We start from the raw sequence: 16,229 nt of genomic DNA, 5'->3' as shown, positions 1-16,229 counted from the left end.
ACGGCCGTTTCGGACCCTGAGGAGCCGCGCTTCCGCGGGGCCGCCGGCACAGGCGCGCCCGGCGGATCCGCGTTCGCCCCCTCGACGGGGCACCCGGTTGGTTAAGCTGGTCCGAGACATCCCGACTGGGGCGGATCCGCCCCGAAGAGCAGGAGCTTCGAGCGCGTGACCCGCCCCACCATCTCCGGCGCCCAGCGCTTCCGCGACGACGACGGATCGGCCGACACGGCCGTGGCCTCCCGGCTGGAGGCCTACTCCCGCGGCGAGGCCGGGGATCGGCAGGTCCTCGCCGCACTGGGGGAGTCCCGTCTGCTGGTGCCCGTCGTGGCCGTGGCCGGCGAGACCGGCCAGGACGACGCCGGACGCACCGGCGAAAAGACCAGTGACATCGCGATGCCGCTGATGACCGGCCAGGACGGCCGCCGCGGCGTACTCGCGTTCACCTCCGTGGACGCGGCCCGCGCTTGGCGCGAGGACGCCCGGCCGGTGCCGGTCACGGCCGTCGACGCCTGCCGCACCGCGATGGAGGAGGGCGCCGACGCCGTGGTCGTCGACGTCGCCGGCCCGGTCACCTACGCGGTGCAGGGGCGCTTCCTGACCACACTGGCCGAGCAGGGCACCGTGCCCGCCCCCAAGGACGATCCGCAGATCCTCGCGCTGATCTACCGGGTCACCCACACCGAGTTCGGCATCGGGCGGGTGCGTATCCACGAATCCGAACGCGCCGAGATCGGCATCCGGTTGGAGCTGGAGCGCCGCGACGACGAGTCGCTGCGCCGCGTCGCCGACCGCCTGTCCGCCGAACTCGCCCCGATGCTGCCCGGCGGAGCGGAGTTGAGCGCCGTCGTCCGCGCCGCACGCCCGGAGTGACCGCACCGGCCCGCCCCGGGGCCCGTCCCCAGGCTGCCGAGGGGAGTGGGCGCCGCGCCCCGGGATCGGCTAGGTTCCGCCCATGCCCGGTATCGCCGACGCCGCGCTGATACTGGCGCTGGGCGCCGCGGGAGCGGCGGTCGGCGCCGGTACCAGCCGGCTGGTACCCCTCTTCGTCCGCCACGATCCCGCATCCGTCGACGACAGCCCGCCGCCCCCGCCCGCCTGCCCGCACTGCGGAGCCGCCGTGGCGTTCCTGGCGTGGCTGCCGGCGGTGCGGGTGCGCGGTTTCGCCCGCAGCGGCCGCTGCCCCTCCTGCGCGCGGACGGTTCCCGCGTCGGTCGCCGCCGCGGCGGCCACCGCGCTGCTGTTCGCCGCCTGCGGCGCCGCCTCCGGGGCCCCGGGTGCCGCGGACAACCCGCTGTGGCTGGCCGCGCTGCTGTTCTTCGCGGCCGTCGGCGTGCCGCTGGCGGTGATCGACATCCGCGTGCACCGGCTGCCCGACGCCGTCGTCGGGCCGTCCTACCTCGTCGCGGTGCCCCTGGTCGCCGGGGCCGCCGTCCTCGAGCGCGCCGCCGCCCCCGGGGTACCGGGCGCGCCCGCCCTCGCCGGCGCCGGCCTCCTCGCCGCGGCCGGGCCGCTGGGCGGCATGGCGGGGCTGGCCGCGCTGTACTGGCTGCTGTGGCTCGTCTATCCGGCCGGCATGGGCTGGGGCGACGTCAAAATCGCCGGGCTGGTCGGGCTCCACCTCGGCTGGGGCGGGGCCGCGACGGTGGTGGCGGGCACTCTCGCCGCCTTCGTCGCCGCCTCCGTCCTCGGGCTGGTCCTGATAGCGCTGCGCCGCGCCACCCGCCGCACCCGGATCCCCTTCGGCCCGTTCATGCTCGGCGGCGCACTGGCCGCGCTGCTCGCGGGAGACCCGGTGATCGCGGCGGTCCTGGCGGCCTGACGCCCGCGACGGCGCCGATGTGCCGTTGCGGCCCCGCACGTGCAATGATCGGAGGCATGTTGCGCTGGCTGACCGCGGGGGAGTCCCACGGACCCGCACTCGTCGCGATACTGGAAGGCCTTCCGGCCGGCGTCGCCGTGACCTCGGACGACATCGCCGCCGCGTTGCGCCGCCGCCGCGCCGGGTACGGCCGGGGCGCCCGGATGAAGTTCGAACAGGACCAGGTCACCCTGGTCGGGGGGATCCGGCACGGCCTGACCCAGGGCGGCCCGGTGGCCGTCGAGGTCGCCAACTCCGAGTGGCCCAAGTGGGAGCGGGTCATGTCCGCCGACCCCGTTCCCCCCGAGGAACTGGAGGGCATGGCGCGCAACGCCCCGCTCACCCGCCCGCGGCCCGGACACGCCGACCTGGTGGGCATGCAGAAGTACGGCCACGACGAGGCCCGCCCCGTGCTGGAGCGCGCCAGCGCCCGCGAGACAGCGGCGCGCGTGGCCGTCGGCGAGGTCGCCCGCGCATTCTGCCGCCAGGCGCTGGGTGTGGAGCTGCTCAGCCACGTCGTGTCCATGGGCGAGATCGACGCCCCCGAAACGCCCCGACCCGAGCCGGGCGACCTGGAGCGCATCGACGCCGATCCGCTGCGCTGCTTCGACCCGGAGACCAGCGAGCGCATGGTCGCCGAGGTCGACGAGACCCGCAAGGCCGGCGACACCCTGGGCGGCGTCGTCGAGGTCCTGGCCTACGGCCTGCCGCCGGGCCTGGGCAGCCACGTCCACTGGGACCGCCGCTTGGACTCCCGACTGGCCGGCGCGCTGATGGGAGTGCAGGCCATCAAGGGAGTCGAGGTCGGCGACGGATTCCGCACCGCCGCTCGGCGCGGCTCGGCCGCCCACGACGAGATCGAGCCCGGGGCCGAGGGCGTGCGCCGCCGCAGCAACCGCGCCGGCGGCGTCGAGGGCGGCATGACCACCGGCGCGCCGCTGCGCGTGCGTGCGGCCATGAAGCCCATCGCCACCGTCCCGCGCGCACTCGACACCGTCGACGTCTCCACCGGCGAGCCGGCCCAGGCCCACCACCAGCGCAGCGACGTCACCGCGGTTCCGGCCGCGGGCGTGGTGGCCGAGGCCATGGTCGCGCTGGTGCTGGCCGAGGCCGCCGTGGAGAAGTTCGGCGGCGACTCCCTGGCCGAGACCGCCCGCAACGCCCGGGCCTACCTCGATACGCTGGAGGACCGCTAGGCCCGGCGGGGCGCCGGCCGCCCACCCCCGAGGAGGCATCGTATGAGCACACCGATCGCGGTCCTGATCGGCCCGCCCGGTGCGGGCAAGACCACGGTCGGCCGGGCGCTGGCGGAGCGGCTGGAGGTGCAGCTGCTGGACACCGACACCGAGATCGCGGCGCGGTCCGGCAAAGCCGTCGGCGACATCTTCGTCGAGGACGGCGAGCCCGCCTTCCGCGCGCTGGAGCGCGAGACCGTCGCCGAGGCGCTGGCGTCGTGGCACGGCGTCGTCGCGCTGGGCGGGGGATCGGTCCTCGACTCCGACACCCGCGCCGAACTGGCCCGCCACCACGTGGTCTACCTGCAGGTGGACTTCGGCGACGCAGCCAAGCGCGTCGGCCTGGACACCCCGCGCCCGCTGCTGGTCGGCAACCCCCGCACCCGGCTGCGCAAGCTCTTGGAGGAGCGGCTTCCGTTCTACGAAGGCCTGGCGAAGTCGACCGTGCCCACCAGCGGCTACCACCCCGAGGAGATCGTCGACGCGGTCGTCGCGGCCCTGCCCGAGCACCGGGGCGGCACCCGGTGAGCGCGACCCGCATCGGCGTGGGCGGCGCCGCCGACCCCTACGACGTCGTCGTGGGCCGCGGCGTCTCCGCCGAGCTGCCCGAGCTGGTGGGCGCGCGTGCCGCGCAGGTCGCGGTCATCCACCCCGAAGGGTTGGAGGCCCCGGCACAGGCGGTCCTGAGCGCCCTGGGGCCGGCCGGCTACACCGTCCACCCCATGGCCGTGCCCGACGGCGAGGCCGCCAAGACCGCCGAGGTCGCCGCCGGACTGTGGGGCAGGCTCGGCCGAGCCGGGTTTACCCGCACCGACGCCGTGGTGGGCGTGGGCGGCGGAGCCGTCACCGACCTGGCCGGGTTCGTCGCCGCCACCTGGCTGCGCGGGGTCCGCAGCGTGCTGGTGCCCACCACCCTGCTGGGTATGGTCGACGCCGCCGTGGGCGGCAAGACCGGCATCAACACCGCCGAGGGCAAGAACCTCGTGGGTTCCTTCCACCCGCCCGCCGGAGTCCTGTGCGACCTGGACACCCTGGAGAGCCTGCCCCCGGCCGACTACATCGGCGGCCTCGCCGAGGTCGTCAAGGCCGGGTTCATCGCCGACCCGGCCATTCTGGAGCTCGTCGAGGACGACCCCGACGGCGCTGCGCGCCCCGGCGGCGCGCACACCCGCGAGCTGATCGAGCGCGCCGTCGCGGTCAAGGCCGAAGTCGTCTCGTCCGACCTGCGCGAGAGCGGGCGCCGCGAGATCCTCAACTACGGGCACACGCTCGGCCACGCCATCGAGCGCGCCGAGGACTACACGTTCCGGCACGGCTACGCTGTGGCCGTGGGCATGGTCTACGCCGCCGAACTGGCCCGCCTGGACGGGCGCATCGACGCGCACCTGGTCGAGCGCCACCGCACGGTGCTGGCGTCGGTGGGCCTGCCCACCGGCTACTCCGGGGCGGCCTGGCCCGACCTGCGCAGCACCATGCGCGTCGACAAGAAGGCGCGCGGGTCCGTGCTGCGCTTCATCGTGCTCGACGGCCCCGGGCGGCCCGCTGTGCTTCCGGGACCCGCGCCGGAGCTGCTGGACTCCGCCTACGCGGCGATCAGCACCTGAACGCCCCGGACCGAGGTGAACCCCGCACCGGGTGAAACCCACTAGACTGCGGTGACGACGGCGGCAGCACGCGCTTGCGCGGCGGCCCTGCGGGGCGCCCGCCCGCCACCGACCGAGCCCGACCCCTGGAGAGACGACTCAAGTGGCCTCGACGAACGACCTCAAGAACGGCACGACCCTGAAGCTCGACGGCGGAGAACTCTGGAACGTCGTGGAGTTCCAGCACGTCAAGCCCGGCAAGGGCGGAGCGTTCGTCCGCACCAAGCTGAAGAACGTCACCTCCGGCAAGGTCGTCGACAAGACCTTCAACGCCGGCGCCAAGGTCGAGGTCGCCAACGTGGACCGCCGGGAGATGCAGTACCTCTACACCGACGGCGAGTCCTACATCTTCATGGACACCGACACCTACGATCAGATCCCGGTCGAGGCCAAGGTGGTGGGCAAGAACGCCGACTACCTCCTCGAAAGCGCGATGGTCACCGTCGCGATGAACGAGGGCGCGCCGCTCTACGTCGAGCTTCCGGCCGCCGTCGAGGTCGAGGTCACCCAGACCGACCCCGGCGTGCAGGGCGACCGCTCCACCGGCGGCACCAAGCCCGCCACCATCGAGACCGACGCGGTCATCCAGGTCCCGCTGTTCATCACCACCGGCGAGCGCGTCAAGGTCGACACCCGCACCGGCGACTACCTCGGCCGCGTCAACTGATGGCGCTCACTGCGAGCGGCGATCGGGGCGACCGGGCGGAGAAGCGATGAGCAGCGGCGGGGGAGCGCGGCGCAAGGCGCGCCGGCGCGCGGTTGAGATCCTGTACGAGGCCGAGGTGCGCGGCGCGACCGTCGAGGCGGTCCTGGAACGGCGGCGGGCCCAGACCGAGCCGCCCATCAACGACTTCACGATCGGGCTGGCCCACGCCGTCGACGAGCACCGCGAGCGCCTCGACACCCTGCTGGAGGACTACGCGATCGACTGGTCCCTGGAGCGCATGCCCGTGGTCGACCGCAACATCCTGCGGATGGGCGCCTACGAACTGCTGTGGGACGGCGACATCCCCGACGGCGTGGCGATCTCCGAGGCGGTCGCGGTGGCCCGGCAACTGTCCACCGACGAATCGCCGTCCTTCATCAACGGCCTGCTTTCGCGGCTGATGGAGAACAAGGCCCAGCTCGCGCCCTGACCGGACGGCGTGCCGTCGGCAGGCCTCGACACCAGCAAGCAGAAGGGGAGCCGGTGTGAGCGACAAGCCCCACGGCGGCACCGCGCCGGGCGACCCCGGCGCGGGGTCCGGCCCGCACCGGGCGGCCAGCGCCGCCCGCACCGACGTGGTCTGGGAGGTTCTGCGCTCGGCCCTGGCCGAGCAGGGGCCCGCCGACGGCGAGAACGAGATCCTGGACATCGTCGACGCCGGCGGCGGCACCGGCGGTGCCGCCGTCCCGCTGGCGCAGCTGGGCCACCGCGTCACCGTGGTCGACCCCAGTCCCGACTCGCTGGCCGCGCTGGAGCGCCGGGCCGCCGAAGCCGGAGTGCGAGTGCGGGCGCTGCAGGGCGAGACCACGGACCTGGCCCACCTGCTGCCGGCCGCCCACGCCCACCTGGTGCTGATGCACAACGTGCTGGAGTACGTCGACGATCCGGCCGCGGCCCTGGCCGACGTCGCCGCGCTCACCCGGCCCGGCGGCGCGGTCAGCGTACTGGCGGCCAACGCCGTGGCAGGCGTGATGCACCGGGCGCTGTCCGGCCACCTCGCCGACGCCCGCCGCCTGATCGACGCCCCCGAAGGCCGCTGGGGCCCGGGTGACCCCATGCCGCGCCGTTTCACCGCCGGCCAGCTCACCGACCTCGCCGAGCGGGCCGGGCTGGGCGGCGACGACATCCGCGGGGTGCGGGTATTCGCCGACCTGCTGCCCGGCCGGGTGCTCGACGGCGAGGCCCACGTCGGCGAGCAGCTGCTGGAGCTGGAGAAGGCCGCCTCGGTGCACCCGGCGCTGGCGGGCATCGCCACCCAGATCCACCTGCTGGCCCGCAGGCCGCTGTGAGGGCCGCAGGCCGGGACCGGGGTGGCGCTGCCGGTGCCGACGGCGGCACACTGGCGGCATGAGCCGACGCCAGCTTGAGCGCGGGCGGGCCCTGCGGGGGATCGTCGGGTCCGGCGGCGTCGAACCGCTGCCGGACGGCGACTGCGCGGCCGCCGCCGAGTGCACGGTCCTGCACATCGACATGGACGCGTTCTTCGCCGGCGTCGAGCGGCTGGAGCGCCCCGAGACCCGAGGCACGCCCATCATCGTCGGCGGGACCGGGCCGCGGGGCGTGGTCTCCTCGGCCGACTACATCGCCCGCTCCTACGGGGTGCACTCAGCCATGCCGATGGTGCGCGCGCTGCGGCTGTGCCCCGGCGCCGCCGTCTTCCCGCCCGACGGCGCCCACTACAAGCGGGTCTCCGAAGCCGTCATGGACATCCTGCTGTCGGTCTCGCCCGACGTCGAGCCCGTCTCGCTGGACGAGGCCTACGTGGACGTCGCCGGTGCGCGCCGCCGCCTGGGCGACCCGGCGCGCATCGCCGAGCTGATCCGGCGGCGGGTGCGCGAGGAGCAGAGCCTGACCTGCTCGGTGGGCGCTGCGCCGAGCAAGCTGGTGGCCAAGCTCGCCTCGACCCGGTGCAAGCCCGACGGCCTGCTGGCCGTGCCGCCCGAGCGGGTCACCGCGTTCCTGCACCCGCTGCCGGTGGGCGCGCTGTCGGGAGTGGGCGACAAGACCGAGCAGACCCTGACCCGCCTGGGCCTGCGCACGGTCGGCGACGTGGCGCGCGTTTCGGCGGCCACGCTGCGCGGCGAGTTCGGGACGGCGCTGGGCGACCGCCTGGCCGCCCTGGCCCAGGGCCGCGACGACAGCGCGGTGGTGCCCTCCACGCCCGACAAGAGCATCGGGTCGGAGGAGACCTTCCCTTGCGACGTCGACGACCCGGCGGTGATCCACCGGGAGCTGCTGCGGCTGGCCGAGAAGGTCGCCCGCAGGATGCGCGCCGCCGGCCAGGTGGGGCGGACCGTGGTGGTGAAGCTGCGCCGGGCCGATTTCACCACCATCACCCGCTCGCGCACCCTGAACGAGCCCACCGACGTCGCGCACGAGGTCAACGCCGCCGCGCGGGAGCTGTACGACGCCGCGGGCCTGGAGCGGACGAGGCTGCGGCTGGTGGGGGTGCGCATGGAAGGGCTGGCGCCGGCCGCCGGGTCCCACCGCCAACTCAGCCTGGACGAACCCGAAACCGGTTGGCGCGAAGCCGAACAGGCTATGGACGCCGTCACGCGGCGCTTCGGCAGCGGGGCCATCCGACCGGCCGCTTTGGCCAAGCGTGACGAGGATGACGTATAGTACTGCAACTTTCGGGCGATCGGATCCGTTGTAGGGGGTGGCAGGTCCGCGGCCGGCCCGCGTCGGCCGGGGCGTGCCGCGCAGAGCAGGGGACAGTAGGAGGGCGAGCGCAGCGGTGTTGCGGTTCGACGGTGCGGGTAAAGTGGCCTCTGTGGGTCAGCTACACGCTCATCTTTTCTTTTCAGTAGGCGCTAAGGCACCTTATTCTGGGCATACCACTGAACAACGGCCTGTTGGTCAGCACACCTCACCCTACGCGGGGACTGTCATTGGGAGGCGCCGTGCCGCTCTCTGAACACGAGCAGCGTATGCTCGACCAGATCGAGCAGGCGCTCTACGCCGAGGATCCGAAGTTCGCCAATACGGTGCGCCAGACGAATCCCGCCGTGCATTACAAGCGGTCGATCGTCCAGGCGTCGGTCGGGTTCGTCGTCGGGATCTCGCTCCTCATGGGCGGGATGATCCTCCAGCAGGTCATCGTCGGTGTCATCGGCTTCATCGTCATGCTGGCGTGCCTGCTGTGGGGGCTCAACGCCTGGAGGCGCGTCGCCGTCGGAGGCGAGGCTGCGGCCCAGTCGCAGACCAAGGGAGCCGAACCCAAGCAGCGCCGGCGCCAGCAGCGCCCGGGGATGATGAACCGCTTCGAGGAGCGGTGGCGGCGCCGCCAGGAGGGCGACGACCGCTAGACCGCCCCCGCGCCCGCGGCCGGCGTCCGGCCGCACCCGAGCGTGTACGCGCCCGTCGGAGAGGACTCCGGCGGGCGCGTTGCCGTGGAGGCGGCCCCCCGGAGGCTGGGGCGATGGGGCGCAGCTCGCCCAGCGAGCAAGCCCGCCCGTCGCCTGCCACCGCCCACCGGAGACGTTTCACGTCGCGTGCGTTTCCAGGGCCGCCGAGCGCACGCCGCAGCCTCACACGCGACCCCGCCACCCCGGCGGCACGGAAGGCCCCCTCGGGAACTCCGGACCGGGGCGGCCTCCGCGTCGTCCTCGACGCCGGCGGCCTATCCCGCGGCCGCCCCGGAAGACGCGGCGCGGGGCGGATCGGGCACCGGCGCCTGCGGCGCGGGCAGCAGCGACCGGGGAAGCACGACCGCCCGCAGCGCGGCCGCGCGGCCGCAGGCCGCCCGCAGCGCCGCACGCACCCGACGGCCGTCGTCGGACGGCGACCCCTCCTGAGCGAACTCGGGAGAGTAGCGCGCGGTCTCCTCGCCCATCGCCAGGCGCCACAGCGCGGCACGGGCCTGCTCCGGCAGACCGGGATCCTCGCTCAGCCGCTGGGCGACCGCTCGCGGCGACTCGGCCGCGCTCCACGCCAGCCCCAGGTCGCGGCTGTCGTCGCGCAGCTCCCGCCATGCGGCGCGGGCGCGCTGGGTCGCCGACCCCGCGCGCACCCACCGTGTGCGCCGGAGGAGGAACCGGGCGAGCGCGGGCAGCAGGGCGCACGCGAGTACGGCGGTCAGAACCAGCGCCGCCCACCAGCCCGGGCCGCGGCCGTCGCCGACCCCGCCGGCCAGGCCGCCCCGGCCTTCGTCCTCCTCCGCGGCGGGACTCTCCGACGCGGCGGAGGCCCCGGGGGCCTCGGGTTCGGCCGATGCGCCGGCGCCGCCGTCGTCCTGGGGCTCCTGCCGCCCCGGGGCGGATCCGTCCTGCGGAGCCGACGGAGCGCCGTCGGCGTAGTCGGGCACCGTGGCCGTGCCCTGGCCGCCGGGAGAGGAGGGGGTCGGCTCGAACCGCAGCCACCCGGCGTCCTCGAAGTACAGCTCGGGCCAGGCGTGGGCGTCGGACTCGGTGACCTCCCAGGTCCCGTCGCCGGTGGCGGTGCCCGACGTGTAGCCGATGGCCACCCGCGCGGGGATGCCCGCCTGTCGGGCCAGCAGTGCCATCGCCCCGGCGAACTGCTCGCAGTAGCCGACCCGGTTGTCGAACAGGAAGTAGGACAGCGGATCCTCGCCGTCCGGGACGGAGGGCGGCGTCAGGTCGTAGGTGAACCGGTCGCGCTCGGTGAACCACTCCTGCAGCGCCACCGCCTGGTCGTAGGCGGTGTCGGCGCCGGAGGTGATCGACGCCGCCAGGTCCGCGGTGCGCTCGCCGACGCTTCCGGGAACGTCCAGGTAGCGCTCGTCCAGGTCGGATCCGGGGGGAGCGTCGGCGGCCAGCGCTTCGGGGTCGGGTTCGTTGTCCAGGCTGGTGACCTCGTAGTCGCCGCCGCGCGTCGGGGAACCCGTGGTGAAGACCATCAGCGTGTCGGCGTCGGCGTACCACTCTCCGGAGGCGGAGAGTTCGCGCGGGGGATAGGGCATCGGAAGGAAGTCGGTCTCGAAGCGGTCGGCGAGCGTGACCTCGGTGGTGGTGCGTTCGCTGTCGATCGTGGTCCGGCCCGGCGGGGAGGGCAGCATTTCGTCGTCGAGGTCCCCGTCGCCTTCGGCACGCAGCCGCGACATGGTCCAGTTCTGGCCGTCGAAAGCGTCCAGGGAGTACATCCGAAGGTAGTCGGGGGTGTCGGCATCGGTCCGGTAGGTCAGCACCGGCCGGTCGGAGGTCGACGAGAGGTCCCTGCGCAAGCTGACCAGCGGATGGGTGGTGGTGACGGTCTCCCCGCCGAGGCGGCTGCCGTCGGCCAGGGCGTACAGGGAGCTGGAGGACAGCCCCGGCACCGCCAGCGGGACCACCAGCGCCAGCGCCACCGCCGCCGCGGCCACGCCCCCGGCGGTGCCGACGTGCTGGAAGCCGCCCAGCACCGGTGCGGCGGTGTCGTGTGCGCTGCGCACGGGAACGCCCCAGTCGGCGCCGCGCACCCAGCCGTCCACCGCCAGCAGTACCACGTAGCCGGCCGCGGCCCCGGCGAAAGCGACGGGTGCCAGGCCCCGGTCGTCCACCAGCAGCGGGACCAGCAGCAGTCCCGCCAAGGGCAGTGCCGTCATCGCGGCCGCCCGGGCGGTCACGACCAGGAAGTCGGCGACGATCTCCAGCATGCCCAGTGCCGTGGCGACCACCAGCGCCAGAGCGGGCGTGGCCGGTACGGGTGTGGTCTCGGTGCCGATCTGGGCGCGCCCCTCGGTGAACACCGCGGCCAGGTCGCGGAGTGCATCAGGGGTGGGAACGAACCCCAGCGGCGCCGTGTGCGGGACGAACGCGCCGGTCAGCACGCACAGCGCCACGGCGGCCTGCAGGACCGGGACCGTGGCCGCGGGCAGGCGCGCAGCGCGCAGCCCCAGCCCGGCCGCGGCGCAGGCGGCGACCACGGCGGCGGAGGGGCCCCACCAGGAGCCGCCGGCGATCAGCGGCCCCAGCGCGGGCAGAGCGAGCAGCAGCGCCACTGCGGTCGCCAGAGTGAGGGCGGCCTTTGCGAACATCGTGTACCGGCGGCCCCGGAGCCGCTCGTCGGGCGTCGGGGTGCGCCGTTCCTCCTAACCGAAGGACGCGGTGGACGGGGGCGGGGAGGCGGGCAGCATCGGGCGGGTTCCCCTCACCGGTCGCCCGCACCGGCACGAGCGAGCACGGCCGAGTTCCAGGCGTGGGGCAGGTCCGACACCGAGCCGATCTCCGCGACCAGCCACCCCGCCTCGCCCAAGGACGCCGACGTGCGGCGCACGGAGTCGGAGTCGGGCCAGGCGGCACGGCGGCACAGCAGCGCCACGCAGGAGTGGCGGCCGCCCGGCAGCCGGGCGAGCGCGTCGAGGTCGCCGGCGGTGAGTGCTCCCAGCACCGCCACGAGCAGGCCCTGTCCGCTGACGTGGGAGTCGCCGACCAGTTCGGCGGCGCCGGCCAGGCTCACCGTCCCCGAGGCGGGGGCCACCGCGAGGGCGTCGAGGACGTCGGGGCCGCTGGCGGCCGGCACGTCGTCGCTGTCGGTGCGCACCCGCATCTCGTGGCCGCGCCCGATCAGGTGCAGGGCTACCGAGGCGGCCGCGCTGACCGCGGCCTCCTGGGAAGAGTCCGGTCCGGCGCCGGCGTGGGCGCGTGTGCGGAGGTCGGCCAGCACGGCGCTGCGGTCGCTGAGCCGGTGCTCTTCACGGCGCACCATCAGTTCGCCGTGGCGGGCCGTGCTGCGCCAGTGCACCCGCCGCATGTCGTCGCCGTGGCGGTAGCCGCGCGGCACCGGGTCGTTGTCGGTTCCTCCGGCCGGCGTCCGCGCCGAGCTGTCGCCGTCCTCGGCGGTGCCGCCCGGCACCGGAACGGGCGCCAGCGCGACTACCGGCGGTGTGGCCAGCAGCGTCGCCGGCCCGCCGAGCGAACGCCTGCGCTGCAGGCAGTTCAAGGGATCGGTGACGGACACCACCAGCGGCCCCACGGGGTAGGAGCCGCGCACCTGGGGCCGCACCCGGTAGGTCAGGTCGCGCACGGCGCGCGCACCCAGGAACCCCACATTGAAACCGGGTGCCTCGCCCAGGTGGACGGGCAGCCGGTCCTGCACCCGCAGGCCGCCTACCGGCAGCGCGGTGGAGGCGTTGGCGACGCGGAGCAGCACGCGGGCGTCGGTGCCCGCCGACGTGCGCGGCGGCTGCAGGGCCCGGCTGTGCACGACCCGTCCGGGGGATCCCCACAGCGCCAGGGCGGACAGCAGCGGCAGCGCGGCGACCAGGACCCCGAACCCCACCAGGTCGTGTTCGCCGATGACCAGGCCGCTGGCGATCAGCGCCGCCCCGCCGCTGAGCAGGCCCCAGCCGCGGACGGTGAAGGACGGCACCGGACCCTCGCGCCGCCCCCCGGCGTTCGGGCCGCGGTGGGCGGACCTCCGCCGCTCCGCGGAGCGGCGCCGCGGAGCCGCGCCCGCCGGCTCCGGGGTGCCGGCGGGCGTCATGGCGAAGCCGCCTGTCCGGGGGCCGTCGCCGGGAGACCCGCCCCGGGCTCCCGCTGCGTGGTGATGCGGTGTTTGCGCAGCAGGGGAACTCCTTCCTCGGTCTCGCGCGCGGGCCGGCCCGCCGCCGGCGGGCCCGCCGTGCGGGGACTCAGCGGGGATTGGGGATGGGCAGCCGGGCCACGATCTCCGAGACGATCTGCTCGGGGGCGCGCCGCTCCATACGGGCCTCGGGGCTGGGCAGCAGCCGGTGCGCCAGCACCGGTACCGCCAGCGCCTGCAGATCGTCGGGGACCACGTAGTGGCGCCCTTCCAGTGCGGCATAGGCGCGCGCGGCCCGCACCAGGTGGATGGTCGCCCGCGGCGAGGCGCCCAGCCGCAGCGCCGAGGACGTGCGCGTGGCGGTGACCAGGTCGACGGCGTAGCGCCGCACGCCCGGGGCGACGTGGATGGTTTTGACGCGGTCGACCATGCCGTGCACGTCGGCCGCCGTGGCCGCCGACCGCAGCGTGTCCAGGGGGGACTCCGCGCTGTGGGCGTCGATCATGTCCAGTTCGGCCTGCGGCGTGGGATAGCCCACCGCGATGCGGGCCATGAACCGGTCGCGCTGCGCCTCGGGGAGGGGGTAGGTGCCTTCCATGTCGGCGGGGTTCTGCGTGGCCACCACCATGAACGGCCGCTCCAGCGGACGGGTCTCGCCGTCGACGCTGACCTGCATCTCCTCCATGCACTCCAGGAGCGCCGACTGGGTCTTGGGCGAGGCGCGGTTGATCTCGTCGCCCAGGACGATGTTGGCGAAGACCGGTCCGGGGTTGAACTCGAACGCGCGGCGGTCCTGGTGGTAGACGCTGACGCCGGTGATGTCGGCCGGCAGCAGGTCGGGAGTGAACTGCACCCGCTGGACCGAGCAGTCGATCGCACGCCCCAGGGCCTTGGCGAGCATCGTCTTGCCCACGCCCGGGATGTCCTCGATGAGTAAGTGACCTTCGGCCAGCAGGACCGTCAGCGCGATCCGCACGACGTCGGGCTTGCCTTCGATCACGGACTCGACGGCTTCGCGGATCCGCTCCGCCGCGGTGATGACGCCGCCGTCGCCCTCGGGGAGCCCGTCCCCCTGTGTGTTCTGCCGCGTGCCCAGTGACACGTGTCCCCTCTCCCAGGAGCCGGAGCCGATGGAACCGAGGCTAGAGCCAAAGTCGGCGAAAGCAAACCAAAACCCGGAAACCGGGAGCGCGCATCCGGTGCGCCCTGTACCACACGCCCGCCGCGGCGGGCGGTGGCGCCGGGGGTGCGCGGTGGAGCCGCGGCGGGGGCGCCGGTCGCCGCTCCACCGCGCTCCACCATCCCTGACCTGCGTCTTCTCTCGCTTATGTGTGGCGCAGCGGCGATTGAAACTGTTGACCGTGGGGAAGAGTGGAGTACAGTGGTGCAGCGTGGAGCAGGAGACTGCTCTGCTTGGGGGCTTGGGAGGTGGGCCTTGTTTCTCGGGACCCACGAGCCGCGCCTCGACGAGAAGGGACGCCTGTTCCTTCCGGCGAAGTACCGCGACGAACTGTCGGGGGGACTGGTGATCACGAAGGGACAGGAGCACTGCCTCTACGTATTTCCGGTGGAGGAGTTCCAGCGGATCACCGAGGCCCTCCGCTCGGCGCCGGTCACCGCCAAGGCGGTCCGCGACTACAGCCGGGTGTTCTTCGCCAGCGCCTCCGACGAGGTCCCCGACAAACAGGGACGCATCACGGTTCCGGCCGGCTTGCGCGCCTATGCCGGCCTGGAGCGCGACTGCGTCGTCATCGGGGCCAACACACGCCTGGAGATCTGGGACTCCCAGGCGTGGGCCCGCTACGAAGCCGAACAGGAGCAGGCGTTCGCGGATCTGTCGGAGGAGGTGTTGCCGGGGGTGCTGTGACTTCGCGCGACCGCGGCGCCGGCTTCGACACCCGGCAGTACCGGTCCGTGAGCCACGCCGACCAAGCCTTGTCCGGACGTCGGTCTTCAGGCGCGGCCCGCAGCCAGCTGACGCATCTTCCCCGGCGCCAGGTGGCGGCCGCCCCAGCGCGGTAAGCGGGACCCGCGCCTGGAGGCCGGTCCGGGCTGCGGACACGGCACAGGCCGCATACACGGCACGGCAAGCACGGCTGGGATCGGCGAAACGGCCGGGCAGCCAGGAGACGACGGCACCGAACGTGAACGGGTCGCCCCCGCACGCAGGTGCGCCGCAGGGGAGCGCGGCGGCACCCGCACAGGGGAGGCCCCGGTCGTTCGCGGCACCCAGGGGGAGACCGCGGCCGGCCGGCCGCACGCGGCGGTCCCGGGCGGTCAGTGAAGAGGGGGCACTGTGCTCATGGCGGACATCGGCGACGAGTCCGGACCCGGCCATACGCCGGTCATGCTCGACCGCATCGTCGGCCTGCTGTCACCGGCGCTGCACGAGCCCGGATCCGTGGTCGTCGACGGCACCCTCGGCCTGGGCGGGCACGCCGCCGCCCTGCTGGGGGCGCACCCCCGCCTGCATCTCGTCGGCGTGGACCGCGACACCACCGCGCTGGAACGCAGCCGCAGCCGCCTCGCTCCGTTCGGCGACCGCGTCGACCTCGTCCACGCCGAATACGACGACATCGGCGACGTCCTCGACGTCCTCGGCCGCACCGAGGTCCAGGCCGTCCTGCTCGACCTCGGTGTCTCCTCGCCCCAGCTCGACGAATCCCAGCGCGGCTTCGCCTACTCCCAGGACGCCCCCTTGGACATGCGCATGGACCGCACCCGGGGCAGCACCGCCGCCGACGTCGTCAACACCTACTCCGTCGCCGAGTTGACCCGCATCCTGCGCGAGTACGGCGAGGAGCGCTTCGCCGGCCGCATCGCCAAAGCCGTCGCGCGCCGCCGCGCGGCCGAACCGCTCGACTCCACACGCGCACTCGCCGACCTCGTCCGCGACGCGATCCCCGCCGCCACACGGCGCACCGGCGGCAACCCCGCCAAGCGCACCTTCCAGGCGCTGCGCATCGAAGTCAACGCCGAGCTCGACATCCTCGCCCGCGCGCTGCCGGCCGCACTGGAGCGCATCGCCGTCGGCGGGCGGATCGCCGTGCTGTCCTACCACTCGCTGGAGGACCGCATCACCAAGCGCACCCTCCAAGGACTGGCCACCGACACCACGCCACCCGGCCTCCCGGTCCCGCTCCCCGAGCACAGCCCGCAGCTGCGGTTGCTGACCCGGGGCGCCGAATCCCCCGCAGACGACGAGAACGACGCGAATCCGCGGGCGGCCTCGGCGCGGCTGCGGGCCGCCGAACGAATCCGCCGGCCATGAACGCGCGCCGGACGGCACCCGCCGGCCGGCCGCGCACCCAGTGGGAGACACAGCG

Annotated in this window: 15 protein-coding genes; 12 read left to right on the top strand and 3 right to left on the bottom strand. The window is 74.4% G+C overall.

All coding sequences use genetic code 11. The features are described from left to right. The first annotated feature begins 165 nt into the window (after positions 1 to 165). From HNR25_RS02560 to HNR25_RS02515, 10 genes are all read left to right on the top strand, one after another. Positions 166 to 870, top strand: coding sequence for an SseB family protein (locus HNR25_RS02560; protein ID WP_184633146.1), 705 nt, complete (start codon positions 166 to 168; stop codon positions 868 to 870). 82 nt (positions 871 to 952) lie between these two features. After that, positions 953 to 1,819: an A24 family peptidase gene (locus HNR25_RS02555; protein WP_184633145.1), complete on the top strand. Its 867-nt coding sequence runs from the start codon at positions 953 to 955 to the stop codon at positions 1,817 to 1,819. A gap of 56 nt (positions 1,820 to 1,875) precedes the next feature. Continuing rightward, positions 1,876 to 3,054 (top strand): chorismate synthase, encoded by a 1,179-nt coding sequence (aroC, locus tag HNR25_RS02550; RefSeq protein WP_184633143.1) that lies wholly within the window; start codon positions 1,876 to 1,878, stop codon positions 3,052 to 3,054. Between the two features lie 42 nt (positions 3,055 to 3,096). Beyond that, a complete protein-coding gene (locus HNR25_RS02545) occupies positions 3,097 to 3,621 on the top strand; it encodes a shikimate kinase (RefSeq protein WP_184633141.1) in 525 nt (174 codons plus the stop codon). Then, entirely contained in the window at positions 3,618 to 4,697 is a 1,080-nt protein-coding gene (aroB, locus tag HNR25_RS02540) for a 3-dehydroquinate synthase (protein ID WP_184633139.1), read from the top strand. The genes HNR25_RS02545 and aroB overlap by 4 nt, the downstream gene beginning before the upstream one ends. 142 nt (positions 4,698 to 4,839) lie before the next feature. Further along, positions 4,840 to 5,403: an elongation factor P gene (gene efp, locus HNR25_RS02535; protein ID WP_184633137.1), complete on the top strand. Its 564-nt coding sequence runs from the start codon at positions 4,840 to 4,842 to the stop codon at positions 5,401 to 5,403. 46 nt (positions 5,404 to 5,449) lie between these two features. Beyond that, positions 5,450 to 5,872 carry a transcription antitermination factor NusB gene (nusB, locus tag HNR25_RS02530; protein WP_184633135.1) on the top strand — a complete coding sequence of 141 codons (423 nt, stop codon included), beginning with the start codon at positions 5,450 to 5,452 and terminating at the stop codon, positions 5,870 to 5,872. A gap of 55 nt (positions 5,873 to 5,927) precedes the next feature. Beyond that, a complete protein-coding gene (locus tag HNR25_RS02525; RefSeq protein WP_184633133.1) occupies positions 5,928 to 6,731 on the top strand; it encodes a methyltransferase in 804 nt (267 codons plus the stop codon). Positions 6,732 to 6,789: 58 nt separating this feature from the next. Continuing rightward, positions 6,790 to 8,064 (top strand): DNA polymerase IV, encoded by a 1,275-nt coding sequence (gene dinB / locus HNR25_RS02520; RefSeq protein ID WP_184633130.1) that lies wholly within the window; start codon positions 6,790 to 6,792, stop codon positions 8,062 to 8,064. 281 nt (positions 8,065 to 8,345) lie between these two features. Continuing rightward, positions 8,346 to 8,750 (top strand): SCO2097 family morphological protein, encoded by a 405-nt coding sequence (locus HNR25_RS02515; RefSeq protein ID WP_184633128.1) that lies wholly within the window; start codon positions 8,346 to 8,348, stop codon positions 8,748 to 8,750. A 314-nt stretch (positions 8,751 to 9,064) separates the two neighbouring features. On the opposite strand, the gene HNR25_RS02510 is transcribed toward HNR25_RS02515, so the two are convergent. The 3 genes from HNR25_RS02510 to HNR25_RS02500 form a co-directional block, all read right to left on the bottom strand. Next, entirely contained in the window at positions 9,065 to 11,416 is a 2,352-nt protein-coding gene (locus tag HNR25_RS02510; RefSeq protein WP_184633126.1) for a transglutaminase TgpA family protein, read from the bottom strand. 113 nt (positions 11,417 to 11,529) lie between these two features. After that, positions 11,530 to 12,750 (bottom strand): DUF58 domain-containing protein, encoded by a 1,221-nt coding sequence (locus tag HNR25_RS02505; protein WP_312862309.1) that lies wholly within the window; start codon positions 12,748 to 12,750, stop codon positions 11,530 to 11,532. A gap of 262 nt (positions 12,751 to 13,012) precedes the next feature. Continuing rightward, positions 13,013 to 14,005, bottom strand: a complete 993-nt coding sequence (locus HNR25_RS02500; protein WP_184633122.1) for an AAA family ATPase — start codon at positions 14,003 to 14,005, stop codon at positions 13,013 to 13,015. 333 nt (positions 14,006 to 14,338) lie between these two features. Between HNR25_RS02500 and mraZ the strand changes: the two genes are divergently transcribed. Beyond that, positions 14,339 to 14,770, top strand: a complete 432-nt coding sequence (gene mraZ, locus HNR25_RS02495) for a division/cell wall cluster transcriptional repressor MraZ (RefSeq protein ID WP_184633120.1) — start codon at positions 14,339 to 14,341, stop codon at positions 14,768 to 14,770. Between the two features lie 435 nt (positions 14,771 to 15,205). Then, complete coding sequence (gene rsmH, locus HNR25_RS02490) at positions 15,206 to 16,174, top strand: 16S rRNA (cytosine(1402)-N(4))-methyltransferase RsmH (RefSeq protein WP_184638717.1); 969 nt, start codon at positions 15,206 to 15,208, stop codon at positions 16,172 to 16,174. The last annotated feature ends 55 nt before the right edge of the window (positions 16,175 to 16,229 follow it).

Source organism: Streptomonospora salina, from assembly GCF_014204715.1.
GTDB classification, from domain to species: Bacteria; Actinomycetota; Actinomycetes; order Streptosporangiales; family Streptosporangiaceae; genus Streptomonospora; species Streptomonospora salina.
The sequence above is the reverse complement of the archived record's forward strand: the minus strand, read 5'-3'. Positions and strand labels throughout refer to the sequence as shown.